Source organism: Brevibacillus jepli, assembly GCF_047229145.1.
Taxonomy (GTDB): domain Bacteria; phylum Bacillota; class Bacilli; order Brevibacillales; family Brevibacillaceae; genus Brevibacillus.
On record NZ_JBFEFW010000038.1, the window covers coordinates 1 to 12,631 of the forward strand.

At 43.6% G+C, this 12,631-nt stretch carries 9 protein-coding genes and 1 pseudogene; 7 read left to right on the top strand and 3 right to left on the bottom strand.

Annotated features, from left to right (window positions below; all coding sequences use genetic code 11):
- Positions 1-514 precede the first annotated feature (514 nt).
- Both AB1L17_RS27665 and AB1L17_RS27670 read right to left on the bottom strand, forming a co-directional pair.
- On the bottom strand, positions 515-5,416 hold the full coding sequence (locus AB1L17_RS27665; protein WP_412848176.1) for a polymorphic toxin-type HINT domain-containing protein: 4,902 nt from the start codon (positions 5,414-5,416) through the stop codon (positions 515-517).
- 266 nt (positions 5,417-5,682) lie between these two features.
- Positions 5,683-6,636, bottom strand: a complete 954-nt coding sequence (locus tag AB1L17_RS27670; protein WP_412848175.1) for a YybI family spore inner coat protein — start codon at positions 6,634-6,636, stop codon at positions 5,683-5,685.
- 255 nt (positions 6,637-6,891) lie between these two features.
- On the opposite strand from AB1L17_RS27670, the gene AB1L17_RS27675 reads away from it, so the two are divergent.
- The 5 genes from AB1L17_RS27675 to AB1L17_RS27695 all read left to right on the top strand — a co-directional run bounded on the left by AB1L17_RS27675 (position 6,892) and on the right by AB1L17_RS27695 (position 11,374).
- The gene (locus AB1L17_RS27675; protein WP_412848174.1) at positions 6,892-8,253 is read left to right on the top strand and encodes a VCBS repeat-containing protein; all 1,362 of its coding nucleotides are present in this window, start codon (positions 6,892-6,894) and stop codon (positions 8,251-8,253) included.
- Positions 8,254-8,291: 38 nt separating this feature from the next.
- Complete coding sequence (locus AB1L17_RS27680; RefSeq protein WP_412848173.1) at positions 8,292-8,984, top strand: response regulator transcription factor; 693 nt, start codon at positions 8,292-8,294, stop codon at positions 8,982-8,984.
- A 1-nt stretch (position 8,985) separates the two neighbouring features.
- Positions 8,986-10,380, top strand: a complete 1,395-nt coding sequence (locus AB1L17_RS27685) for a sensor histidine kinase (RefSeq protein ID WP_412848172.1) — start codon at positions 8,986-8,988, stop codon at positions 10,378-10,380.
- A 238-nt stretch (positions 10,381-10,618) separates the two neighbouring features.
- Entirely contained in the window at positions 10,619-10,669 is a 51-nt protein-coding gene (locus AB1L17_RS27690; RefSeq protein WP_231504337.1) for a putative holin-like toxin, read from the top strand.
- Between the two features lie 291 nt (positions 10,670-10,960).
- Positions 10,961-11,374: a GNAT family N-acetyltransferase gene (locus tag AB1L17_RS27695; RefSeq protein ID WP_412848171.1), complete on the top strand. Its 414-nt coding sequence runs from the start codon at positions 10,961-10,963 to the stop codon at positions 11,372-11,374.
- 79 nt (positions 11,375-11,453) lie between these two features.
- On the opposite strand, the gene AB1L17_RS27700 is transcribed toward AB1L17_RS27695, so the two are convergent.
- Positions 11,454-12,086 (bottom strand): nitroreductase family protein, encoded by a 633-nt coding sequence (locus AB1L17_RS27700; RefSeq protein WP_412848170.1) that lies wholly within the window; start codon positions 12,084-12,086, stop codon positions 11,454-11,456.
- A gap of 208 nt (positions 12,087-12,294) precedes the next feature.
- Here AB1L17_RS27700 and AB1L17_RS27705 point away from each other — a divergent pair, with 208 nt between their 5' ends.
- Positions 12,295-12,405: a hypothetical protein gene (locus AB1L17_RS27705; protein ID WP_412848895.1), complete on the top strand. Its 111-nt coding sequence runs from the start codon at positions 12,295-12,297 to the stop codon at positions 12,403-12,405.
- Positions 12,378-12,488, top strand: a pseudogene (locus AB1L17_RS27710) (3-ketoacyl-ACP reductase); the annotation flags it as partial. The gene AB1L17_RS27705 and the pseudogene AB1L17_RS27710, both read left to right, overlap by 28 nt.
- Between the last annotated feature and the right edge of the window lie 143 nt (positions 12,489-12,631).

Genomic DNA, 12,631 nt, shown 5'->3' on the forward strand with positions numbered 1-12,631 from the left:
CTTAAGCTAATGGCTACTACTGCCTTCACCATTCGGGACTTTAACCCTAGAGATAACGCCCATGCTGGGCGCACATGCAAAAGCTCTCCCTTCTGGGAGAGCTTGTTTTGTTTTACCGTTATATTGTTTTTGACTTTACATAATTGTACCGAGTTCTTTTAAGGAGTTATATAGCTTTTTCTGGACCAATTCCAATACTTGTTCGCTCACGTCTTTTTGATCTTGAAATCACTTCGTTTTCAGTCCACACAGAATAGTCTGTATCAGCCATTCAAGTTTGTCATATTTCATATTTCTCATTCCATGTATTCTCACAAACTCCTTGATATTATCGATATTCTCCATTCTTTGCATTTCCTCTAATTCATTAATGAGTAGAATATGATACTTTTTTAACTCACTTTCCTTGAATTCAGTAATAAGTTTCTCTAACTCATTGTAATTTGCACTAACATTAAAGTAGCATTCAAGAAAGTACTGGAACGTACTGTATTTTCCCATCATATCCCTCTCTTTATTTGACAACTGGGAATGCCGTTAGTATCTTAAAACCCCACTCTTGAGATAAGTCCCTAACTAGTACTAGGCGAGAATATGTTAAATCATATTTTATTTTTTTCTTATCCTGTAGTACTCCTTTGCCAATTGGAAATGCATGATCCATTTCAAAGATCTTCCTTCCTGTATCGGATTCATTAATCCATAGTGCAATTTCATCTGCGTTTCTACGTAAGTTTTCTTGAACGGACTTAATTGCAGTACTTTTGTCGGTAAAAGATGTAGCTGCTTCCACATCCTCTTTGTTAGCTCTATTTATTAACTCTTCATTAGTTTTCGAAACGTGCTTTTCAAGTGTATGTCCGCCAACCTTCTCCATTTTGTCAAGAATATCATCACCGACATTTCTCAGTACATTCGGGTCTAAACAACCATTGATATTATGAACCCATATTCCCAAATCGCTTACAAAGTAGGTATTAAAATCAGCAACGGTAAAATTATATACCTTAACCTTCTCATCATGTTTAACTATTTTGATATGGTCAATCGTCAAGGTATTTCCATTACTTTGCTGCAGTTTATCCCAAACCTGCAAGTTAGCCGCTACTACCCAACCTTTTCCCTCCACCCAGAATGGATGGTTGTCAGTTGTCTCAATGACTTGGTCACCTACTGAAAGTTCGTAAATGATATCCTTTTCATTTCTATACAAATGTGTAACTGCCTTGTAAGCTTGCTCACCAGTCTCATCATTCTTAGAGAGCACCATATCTCCGACTTTAATGTCTTCAATATTCTTCTCCCCTTCATCTGTCAAAACCTTCGTTCCGGCTGTGAAACAATTGCATTCAAACAAATCCCCAATGGTCTTACCTGCTTTTATGACAATCTTACCGCCTGTCTTTACCATCCGAAAAGCTGGGATTAGGGTAGCGGTATCATAAATAATCACATCACCATTGAAAAGGAATTCCGCGAATTCGCCAAGCTTATCTCGGTTTAAACGATGACTTCTAACAACATAATCCAGCAGTTCCGCATTAATCTTCCCTTGTTCCATGAGCGGTTGCCCACCTTGCGGGCCTACCATTGCACTTCTGTTTATCACCATTTCAAAAGCAATAATGGACATTAGTAAATCTTCATCATAAATACCGTCTGGTTCCCCAACATAGTCATAAAACTTCATATCCTTGAGAGCTCTTTGAAGAGCCTTTATTGTTTCAGGTGATTCGCCTATATTGGCATTAATCAATTCCTGTACATTGTGTACTTTCGAAGCGTGAGTATTCATGACTCTCACTAGTATGTTAATATCGTAATCCGGTGCGTCTTTCGCAACGACCTTTACGACATAATGTCCAGTCTCAGCCAATTGCCCTGGATTCCCTTTGTTATACTTCCCGTCCCACGTAAAGGTGAGAAACGTGTTTGCAGGCTGATTCAGACGAGTCTCTTCGTATACGACGATAGTCCCTCTTAATACTTGAATACTTACTTCCTGATGAGGCTTGGAAAATCTCCATTGGACGGTAACAGATTTTTTGAACCCTGGTGTGGTATCGATTACTGTGTTCTGAGATACTCGCTTAGGACTATGTAGCCCGACATCGTAACGATCTCCCTCATCCGGTACGAGAAGCAGCGATGTATTTTTCGTTACAGCCTGATTCCAAACTACCTTCGCATAGTAAATCCCAGCGCTTTCTGTAATAAATAGCTTGTCCTCTTGTCCAGGGAGAAACGTTTTTAATGTGTTTCCGCCCTGATCCTCCAAAATGAGCATGTTGGATGTCACATACAAGTTCATAAATGCTATCTCTTCGGCAGTAAGCTTGAAATAATCGACATCATATCGCGAGGATAACCTGTCTGTATAAATCTGGTCCCACTCCGCCGGAATAGCCCCTTCTCGCGTGCTGTCTGCATCTACTTGTTCAACAGTAAGTCGAGCATTCAAACTAGGAGAAGACTTCCCAGAACTTACTTTTACGTAATAGGTAGTTCCACCTGATAAGCTGTGCTCAATTTTGGAAAACAGTTCGCCGTATGGTCCACCTGCTACGTTGTCGTTTTCCGATAATAGGCTAGTTAATTGTTCGTCTGCATACAATTGTAGTATCGTATCATATTCAGCACCCGTACCTTTAACATTCGAGGTGAAAATACGGTAGACGCCCGCATTAGAGGTCGTGAATTTAAAGTAAGCAGCATTTACATTCTCTTGGGCTATGTCCTGACTTGAGTTAATGGTAATGTTCGTAAAAGGAGAGCTAGGAAGATCCTGCGATTGGAAATGGTCAAAATAACCATAGAAGTTAACTGGACTTCCCCCTGAAACAGTAACGTCCAGTCTTCCTTTTTGTGGTACTTTTATACTTCTAGTTGTGCTGTTTACATTGTGAGTAACTAAAGCTCCACTTTCATTGTAGGTTTTATAGTCAAATATGCCTCCAGATGATGCATCCGTTTCCACTTCACTTTCGAAATTACTAAAATTCGATAAAGTAACATTTTCTCCAGGTGATACCGTTCGTTTTAACAATGCTGGATTTATAGTCCCTTTTACATCAGCGAAACCGAAAGGAGCACCGATCGTTACAGGAGCATCTGAGGTACCTGTGACAACCATTTCACCACCAGGCGGAACTTCCACAATATCCTTGATCGTTTCTTTCCCTAACCTCTTCCCCTTCTTATCTTGGTAATACACAGCCCAGTCATATTTGCGCTTATCAGCAACAGAAGCATCGCTTACAAAATCGATATTGGAAGTACTTGTATTGGTGAACCGATAGCTTTCTCCCTTGCCTACTGTTACTCTCACAAGAGCTGGATCGTTTATTTGCTCCGCATTAAAAAATGCTTCTTCTCCACCAATCGTTACCGGGTTTTCTCCAGTTCCGCTTACAATTATATGGCTACCAGCCGGAATACTAATTTCATTATCTATATAACTTAATACTATAAACGCACTATAGTTTGTCTTTGATGATCTGATACTGCCATTCGCATTTTTTCTAACATAATCAAACATGCGGCCTTCAACGTAAGTATTATTAACCAATGTTTGATCCTTGTTACTAGTATTGGAAATTTTATAACTCTCACCTTTGTTTACTTCAATTCTCCACAAAGCTTGCTGAGAGCTTGCCTCTCCGGTCAAAAGCTCGTGATACCCACCAAACATGATAGGATCTTTTGAGACATTTGTAAGTATGGTGAATCCTCCTACAGGTACATCTAACCGATGATGTTTTCCTGAAACTTGAACATCCTTTGACTGGCTGATTCCATCTTGTCTATAGCTAATAAAGTCAAATTTACGGTTATCGAATCGCACAGCATCAGTCTGTATATTTGTACTTGTCTTTGCATGGTTAGTAAATCGGTAGCTTTCACCATTGTTCAAAAAGACTTTTAAAAGTGCAGGTTGCTGACTTTCGTTCCCTTCGAAAAAGTCGTAGTACGAACCAACAACCGAAACTGACTCAGTTACACCCGTGAAAATTATTTTTCCACCAGCCGGCACATCAATTGAATTTGATGCTTCTGATAATCCTTGATTGACCCCGCCTCCAGCAGCATTATAAACTGCATAATCAAACATTCCGTTCAATAGGTACTCTTTCTCTACTCTTATATTTATGTTGCCCTTATTCGTGAACTGGTAACTTTCTCCCTGATGCAAAGTTGTTTTTAATACTGCCGGATTACTTGATTTTTCACCTGTAAAAAAAGCCTTCTTCGCCTTCAAGGTTACAGGTGAATCTGATATTGCCGTTATAACCGCTCTTCCTCCAGCAGCTATGGATACACGGCTCCTTCCTGAAGAAATCTCCATTTCGTCAGGCGTCCCATCTTTCTTATATACAGCGTAATCAAATTTAGCTTCATTAGTGTGTTCAACATCAATAGATTTACTTGAGCTTGCAATGTTGTTAATTTGATAGCTTTCTCCCTTATTTAAAGTAACTGTATACTCTGTATCTGTTATCGTGCTCAGTTCCCGGACAACTACATTGATCTCAACCTTTTGATTATGATAGTGTGCGGAAACAACTGCACTACCAGGCTCTATCGCATATAAATCTCCGTCTATTACCTCCAAAATGTTATGATCACTAACATCCCAGTTTACTGATCGTGTAACATCCTGTTTGTCTCCATCTGCAAGAATAGAGCTAACTTTCACTTTTTTTGATTCGCCGGGAAGCAATGAAATCTCTTGATCGGATACTTCTAGATTTGCTTGTCTTACCTGGGTTTGGACGTCCACTTCATCCGACGAATATTCTTCTCCATTTTTATCAATTCCAACAACGAGATATGTATATTTCTCACCATCAATATAATCTTTATCCGCGAACTCTCCTGATAGTATTTGAGTTGCTATTTCGACATAATCTTCAATACCTGTTTTCCTTTTAATCGTGTATGATTCTATCAACTTATTCATTTCCCACGCTAAAAGGATTTCACTGTCTTGTATCGTTACTTTAGGTTCTTTTAGTTCAATAGCAGGCGATTTTACTTCCACTGGTATTACAATTTCGTCGCCTTCATATGTTACTTTTATGGACGTATTTCCCTCTTGGATTCCTTTAATTTCTCCTTCTTGTACTGTTGCTATTTCTGAATCCTCTACCTCCCATCTCGCTAGCTCTGTTACATCTTCTTCCGTACCATCAGCAATCACGGCATTAATTGCTATGTTTTGCACCTGATTGACGTCTAATTCTACCTTCTTATCAGAGGCGACTAATTTATTTGGGAGTTGGACGTCATTTTCCATTACCTTTATTTGTTGCTCGCTTTTTTGTATTTCTTTTGACATTGCACTGTTTATCGGCACTGATGTCATGAAAAGCGAAAAAGTAACCATAACTATCAGGAGCTTTCTAAACCATTTCAAAACTAACCTCTCCTTCAACAATGAATTTTGTTTTTTTGCATTCAACCTAAGTAAAAAGAATAAATCAGATCGAAAGACCAATACCTCCTTTTAATTACAATTTAATACAAATATTCCATCAACTGATTCTATTTTCAATTTAATTTTCAGTTATTTACAATTTGACTACTTTAGTCCTACTTATGTGTCATTCTTCAACAATGAGCTACTACAAAAAAATCAGCCAGATTTCACTCTGACTGATCTCCCTCACGTACACTCCACTATTATTTTTTCGCCTTATTCATCCCAACGGCCTCACCATAAACCCCAATCACTGGCTGATACGCTTGACGATCGTTCAATTTCCCCTGCTCAACGAGTGGCAACGGACGATTATCTTTCCAGGTAAGCTGGCTGTACACATGCCCTGTCGCAGTCGGCATCGTGACGAGGATGTCTTTCACTTGATCGGCATTGCCATCCGTGATGGCGAGCCTCGGCAAAATACCGCTGTCGCGTTTTCCTACAGAGATAGCCGTCTGTTGATTATTCTTTCCTTCGCGAACCACGACATGCAGATTATGGGCCGTCTGATTCATCGATACGCCCATTTTATCGCCTACAAGCAAAATATGATCTTTGACCATGTCTCCTGTTACATCCGCGTACTTCGAGTCGAGGACAAAGGTACTATCGCTGCCCATACTAAAGCCGCTATTGATCGTCACATCTGGCGACGGCATATTGTCCCAGTCTGCTTTTTGAACCGTTACCTGCAAAAGCTGCGCCTGTTCATTGACGATGTTCCACACACTGGTCGCCACTGCCAGGCGGTCTTCTGAATTCACACCCCACAGTGTTTGCTTGCCCATATAGCGCAGGTTGCCTTTCGCATCCCGGAATGGCACCAGCTCCACCAGCTTTTGCGCATATCCATCGGTTGCCTTTTGCAGCTTTCCGTTCCCCTGATAAATCCCTTGCTTTACGTACGTAGCCTTATTGGCCGATATATCTACTGTACTCGTCGCTTTTGTTTTTGTATTCGTTACTTTCGCCACAAATCCATCGACAAATCGTATAGAAAACGGGATATTTTGTTCTGGCTGTAATAAGACCACTGGCGCATACGCCTGGGATGGGGTGCTACTCGCTTGAACCGGACTTGCTTCTAGGCCTGAAGCTATGAGAACCGCTCCGCTGCAAACAATTGCCGCCATCTTTTTGTGCCATGCTTTCATCCTGTTCTCCTCCTTTGTATATGTAACATCTGACTCCTATCCTATATGTTTAAACGAATTTTCTAGGTCAATTGTTGCTAGTAAAATATTCCCGGTTCTCTCGCACTTTTTTCCTGTATAAGGAAGCCCGGAACACGATCACTTCTCCTTTGGAATGCTCGATAACGTTTTTTTTACCGTTTTGCAACAACTTTGCGGGATGGGCAAGCTACAATATAGTCAAATGGATGCAACAGCAGAAAGGAACATTTCGAAATGAAAAAGGCTTGGCTATTCACGACAGCACTCTGCGCCTCGCTTGTTAGCGGTTGCGGACTTACAGATACACCCAACGAATTGATGCGTGCTCCGTCAGCAGACGGCGATCAAAAATCAATCAATCAGGCCGTCATGCAGTTTTTGCCGGCTGGGTCACAATTGTCCGTTCCGCTTCATCCCGCAGAAGCCAGTGCAGTTTCCCTACAGGACTTGGACGGCGATGGGATTGCAGAAGTCGTCGCTTTTTACAAAACGGAAAAAACTGATTACGAAATCGGTGTACTCGTGCTTACCCAAAAGCAAGGAAACTGGGAAAAGCTCTCCTCCTTCACTGGCGTAGGCAGCGAGTTGGATTACGTCTCCTTTCAAGATCTCACAGGTGACAAAGTTCCGGAAATGCTGATTGGAATGGGGGGCGGCGAAGATTTGAACAAGGAGCTCTCCGTTTATTCGCTAGCCAATCATATAACCAAGGAATTGATGAAGCAGCCCTATTCCATTATGGCAGTAGGTGATTTGACAGGAGATGATCACGCGGATCTCGCTCTTGTTGTTCTCGATAAAAATAACTTCACATCCAAAGCCGAGCTGTATGGGGCGGCGAATGGCACAATCGCAAAAAAGACGGAGGTGGCCCTTGACGGATATGTAAATGGTTACTATCAGGCTGTCATCGGAAAAGTTTCCCCTACCCGAAACGGACTATTTATTGATGCTGGAGTAGGTGCTCACTCTGCTTCCACTGAACTACTCCTCTGGGACAATGGACAACTGTCCAATCCTTTGGCAAAAATAGAAGGAGAGATGGACCCGACCTTCAAGCCATATTCTTTGGAAAGTGAAGATATTAACGGTGATGGCATCATCGAGATCGGCACGAAGATACAACCCGCTGGGACAGAGGATTTGGCCATGGCAGAAATCCCTTGGGTCTCCTCCTACTTCCAATGGGACGGGAAAACGGGATTGAAACACATCGAGGATCATTTTCAACAATACACACAAGGGTTTGACCTGAAGATCCCGGCAAAATGGGGCGATAAATACACCATCTCCATCAACCATGATACGAATCCACTTCTCATTCGATTCCTATATTACGGAGCGAATGGAAAAAATAAGGCAGAATTACTAACGGTCCAAAGCATCCCTCAAAACGAATGGGCCAAATTTGAAAGCGGATTGAAGCAAAAACAAGTTCCTTACATTTTGCTGAAGGAAGAGGGCAAGCAAGTCTTGATCGCCATTTTACCGCAAACAACACCGAATCTGGGGAAGGCGGCGCTTGCGGAGTATCGTTCCATGCAGCTTACAGCAGAAGAGGTTCGTGATCTCTACAAGCCGCTGGCCCCTCTGTAATTACCCGAACTGAAATCTTACCAAGGAGATTTTGCCTAATGAAGGTGTTAATACTCGAGGACGAAAAATCCATTCGGGATTTTGTACGTATCAATCTGAAACGCGAAGGCTATGAGGTAATTGAGGCTGGCACTGGAGAAGAGGCACTTGCTCTCGCAGATCAACAATCAGACATCGTCATTGCGATTCTCGATGTCATGCTCCCAGGCATTGATGGCTTCGAAGTATGCGGACAGCTCCGCAAAAAATATCCACGTCTCGGGATCATTATGCTGACCGCCAAAAGCCAGGAGCTGGACAAGGTAATGGGTCTCGAATTCGGGGCAGATGATTACGTTTCCAAGCCGTTTAGCCCTGCTGAGCTGTTGGCCCGTGTCAAAGCGTTACATCGCAGATTGACACCTATCCCTGAAGCAGAGGACAGGAACGAAATTGACATTGCACCCTTCACGCTGCTGCTTGATGAACGAAAGCTAATTAAAGCGGATCAAGAAATTGACCTCACCCCAAAAGAATTTGCCATCATCAAATTACTCGCAGAAAATGCGAACAAAGCCATCAGTCGAGACGAGATTTTGACAGCAGTCTGGGGTCAGTTTTTTATCGGAGATCTGAAAATCGTCGATGTGAACATCCGAAGAATCCGGCAAAAAATCGAGGACGATCCTGCTCAACCAGCTTTCCTGGAAACAGTCTGGGGATACGGCTATCTATGGCGAAAGGACGTCTAAGATGAAAGGCATTAAGAGCAGGATGGTTCTTCATTTCGGCTTGATCCTCCTTCTGATCGTTTTGCTCTTGGAGGGACTGTTTTACTGGGCCGTTCATACGTATTACATCGGGACAGCTACCGAAGCATTGGTGACCCGCAGCACCACCTTCACGAATTTTATTAACAAGTACGCTACTGGGTATCATTTAAAAGAGAAGGCCCGTTACATTCTGGAAAATGTTTCAAATGAAGAATACGCCAAGATCGAAGTGCTGGATCCTGGCGGAAAAGTCATTCTCAACTCCTACGGCTTCCAAACGGGCGAGATCATCAATACCCCTGACGTCGCGGATGCGATAAAGGGGCAAAGTGGCTTGTACATCGGAAAAAGTCCGCAGTCGCGGGAGCGCGTCATTGCCGTGTCCAATCCGCTTACCTACAGTGGCGAATTCGTAGGCGTTCTGCGGTACACGATCTCGGCTGAACCGCTCTATCAAGCAGTCAATCGCATCGCCCTCTACGGCGCTGGCGTGGGGACAGGCGTAGTCGTCTTAGCTTTTGCACTCAGCTTTCTCATGGCAAAACGGATTGTCGACCCCATCGAAGACTTGACGAAAGCGGCAAAGCAAATGGCGGAAGGAAATTTCGCTGCACGGGCGCCAAGACGCTTCGACGATGAGGTCGGAACTCTCGCAGATACTTTCAACTACATGGCAGCGGAGATCAGGAAAAACGAAAAGCTAAAAAATGACTTCATCTCCTCTGTCTCCCACGAGCTTCGTACCCCACTCACGTCTATTAAGGGATGGGGCGAAACGCTCATCTCTGGAGGACTGGAAGAGCCTGAGGAAACAATGCTCGGACTAGAAGTGATCTCCAAGGAAACAGATCGCCTCATCGGACTCGTCGAGGAATTACTCGATTTCTCGAAGTTTCAATCCGGCGAGATGAAATTGTCGCGCGTACCCATGGATGTAAGGCAGCTTCTTCTTGACTTGCATCTTCAATTTTCAGTACGGGCGAATGCGAAGCAGATCGACTTGAAGCTGGATACTCCCCCTACCTCCCTTATGGTGATGGGAGACCCGAATCGACTGAAGCAAGTATTTGTGAATTTATTGGACAACGCCTTGAAGTTCACGCCACCTAACGGCTCCATCGTGATCGCAGCGTCTTTCTCGGGCGACAGGCTCCTCGTTACTGTCACCGATTCTGGTGAAGGCATTAACCCGGAAGACCTGCCGCATGTGACTGAAAAGTTTTTCAAGGGACGCTCCAAGCTCTCTGGCAGTGGTTTGGGCCTCTCGATTTGCAAAGAGATCATTCAGCTCCACGCAGGACGCTTTTCGGTCAGCAGCGCGCTTGGGCAAGGAACCTCTATTATGGTGGATTTACCACTGTTGTTAAACGAATAAGGCAGGAAGAGCATTTGGCTCTCCTGCCTTTTTTCATTTAAACTAACTCGCCACTTACGCTTGTACCTTGTAATACTATATCTATCAGGCAACTTCATTGTCTTTTTCTATCACTTTTCGTAAAATTAAGGTAATTCAATAGAACGGGATCTCTCAAGGGTGGTCGGCTCACTCTCTCACGTCTTACAGCGAGGGGGTGATGCTGGTGGAGGTTTATCAAGCGCTGACGCTCATGTTTATGTTTGGCATGTTCATTCTGGCGTTACTGACTTACCTCAAAAAGAAATAGACCGCCCTTGAGCTTGCGAGGCCAGGCGGCGGTCTTTTCGCTGTAACACATATTTGAGCCGCTCCCTTGCGAGAACGTCTATTGAATTAACCGTAGGTGCGGGAACACCTACGGTTTTATTTATATCCCAATCCACTAAGAAAAAAACTTATGCGATATCGTATATCGTATATCCACTATAACATGTTGAGCGATATACGTTCAATCTTTGATTACAGTGGTGGTAATCAAAGATCCCTTGAGAAAGCATAAGAGGAAACGCACGTACATAACAAGAAATAGACGTAGATCATGGAACAAACGAGCTTTCACAAAGAATGGGGATATACTGGTTTTCTGCGGTTGGCAACGATACAAGAGCTCGATCAGATCGCGGAGTGGATTTATCATTTTTTCATTGAGGTTGGGGAAGATATTACAAAAGAAGATGCTTGGAAAAAAGCGAACATGCATATTGAGGCATCGAAGCTCCATTTGTGGGATGACGGAAATGGAACGGCGACATCCATGGCCATGCGATCAAGATCCACTCGCCGAGGCATTGTCATAACCCTCGTCTATACCCCGCCTGAGCAGCGCAAAAAAGGGTACGCCACTTCCTGCGTCGCAGAGCTAAGCCGTCTGCTGCTGGGCTCTAATCACATCTACCAAGCAATCGGTTATGAGCCTGTTTCCGACTCCATCGTCTATTCCTTTCACCGATAAGCATTTCCGTTTACAAAAAAACTCACCCTGGCCACATCGGTATGAGGCGTGGGTGAGCTTTTGTCGTTGGGACACGATTTTAGAAGCTATTTTGGATAACCAATTCTTCCAGTCCAAAACGGGAAGTCGGATAAGCTTGCACGCTTGCTTTACCCAATGTCAGCATTAGTGTAGGCACATAGCGAGTTGGAATGTTCAGCTCTTTAATGAGGGCATCACGGTTGTAGCCACCCATCGGGCATGTGTCGTAGCCTTTTGCTTTTGCTGCCAGCATGAGCTGCATCGCTGCATAGGACGAATTGCGGATAGCTTCGTCACGAGCGATTTCCGGGTTGTTGTTGTAAGCACCTTCGATTTGACCAATCATGGTGTCACGTACTTGCTCGGTGACATATCCTTTTGCCAATGCTTCATCATAAATCGGACGAGCAGACTTGTATGCCTCGAGATCGCCGAGAATGATGATCGTAGCGTAAGCATCAACTACCTGCTGCTGATTGTAAGCAATCGGGAGCAGTTTTTCTTTGATGGCAGGATCGGTTACCACGAGAAAACGCCAATGCTGCAGATTCCAGGAAGATGGCGCGCTTGCTGCGAGACGCAAGATTTCGTTCAGGTCGCCTTGTGGGATTTTCCCATTAGGATCGTATTTACGTACGCTGTGGCGGGCTTCCATTACCTGTTCAGCGGTGATTTTCATTTCCGTATTCATGGTTGAATCTCCTCCATACTGTATAGTACGCTGTTCAAAAGTCAATACTTACTTTATTATAGTTACAAACATTTTTCAACTACTTTTTTTCATTCCTGCTACAGTTTGCTTCATACTCTATTGTTTGGAGGCACTATCAATGAAATACACGGATAACATTGTCATCGTCACTAGTGGCGGACAAGGTATTGGACAGGCTGTTGCCAAGATGTATGCTGCCGAACGGGCACATGTCATCATTGCCGAATATAATCGCGCTGCGGGAGAAGAAACAGCCGAGCAAATCAACGCGATCTCCCCCGTGCGTGCCTATTTTTGACGCAAAAGGATAGCGATTTCATTACAGATACTGAGCTGGTTGTAGATGGTGGCATGACTCACAAGATGATATACGAGCCATAAGCTAAACCAATGCCCTCCCCCTTGAATATATTGTGCTAACAAGAGATAAAGGAGGAGTTGTATGCCATTTGAAGAGGAAGACCTCAGAATCCTCGCCCTATGGCTTTTGGCAATCGGGTATCTGATTCTTGCCTTTACCGAAT

Excerpts from the sequence above, each read along its gene's own strand:
- AB1L17_RS27670 (WP_412848175.1), bottom strand. The coding sequence starts at position 6,636 with ATGAAAGCATGGCACAAAAAGATGGCGGCAATTGTTTGCAGCGGAGCG.
- AB1L17_RS27675 (WP_412848174.1), top strand. The coding sequence starts at position 6,892 with ATGAAAAAGGCTTGGCTATTCACGACAGCACTCTGCGCCTCGCTTGTT.
- AB1L17_RS27680 (WP_412848173.1), top strand. The coding sequence starts at position 8,292 with ATGAAGGTGTTAATACTCGAGGACGAAAAATCCATTCGGGATTTTGTA.
- AB1L17_RS27685 (WP_412848172.1), top strand. The coding sequence starts at position 8,986 with ATGAAAGGCATTAAGAGCAGGATGGTTCTTCATTTCGGCTTGATCCTC.
- AB1L17_RS27695 (WP_412848171.1), top strand. The coding sequence starts at position 10,961 with ATGGAACAAACGAGCTTTCACAAAGAATGGGGATATACTGGTTTTCTG.
- AB1L17_RS27700 (WP_412848170.1), bottom strand. The coding sequence starts at position 12,086 with ATGAATACGGAAATGAAAATCACCGCTGAACAGGTAATGGAAGCCCGC.
- AB1L17_RS27705 (WP_412848895.1), top strand. The coding sequence starts at position 12,295 with ATGTATGCTGCCGAACGGGCACATGTCATCATTGCCGAATATAATCGC.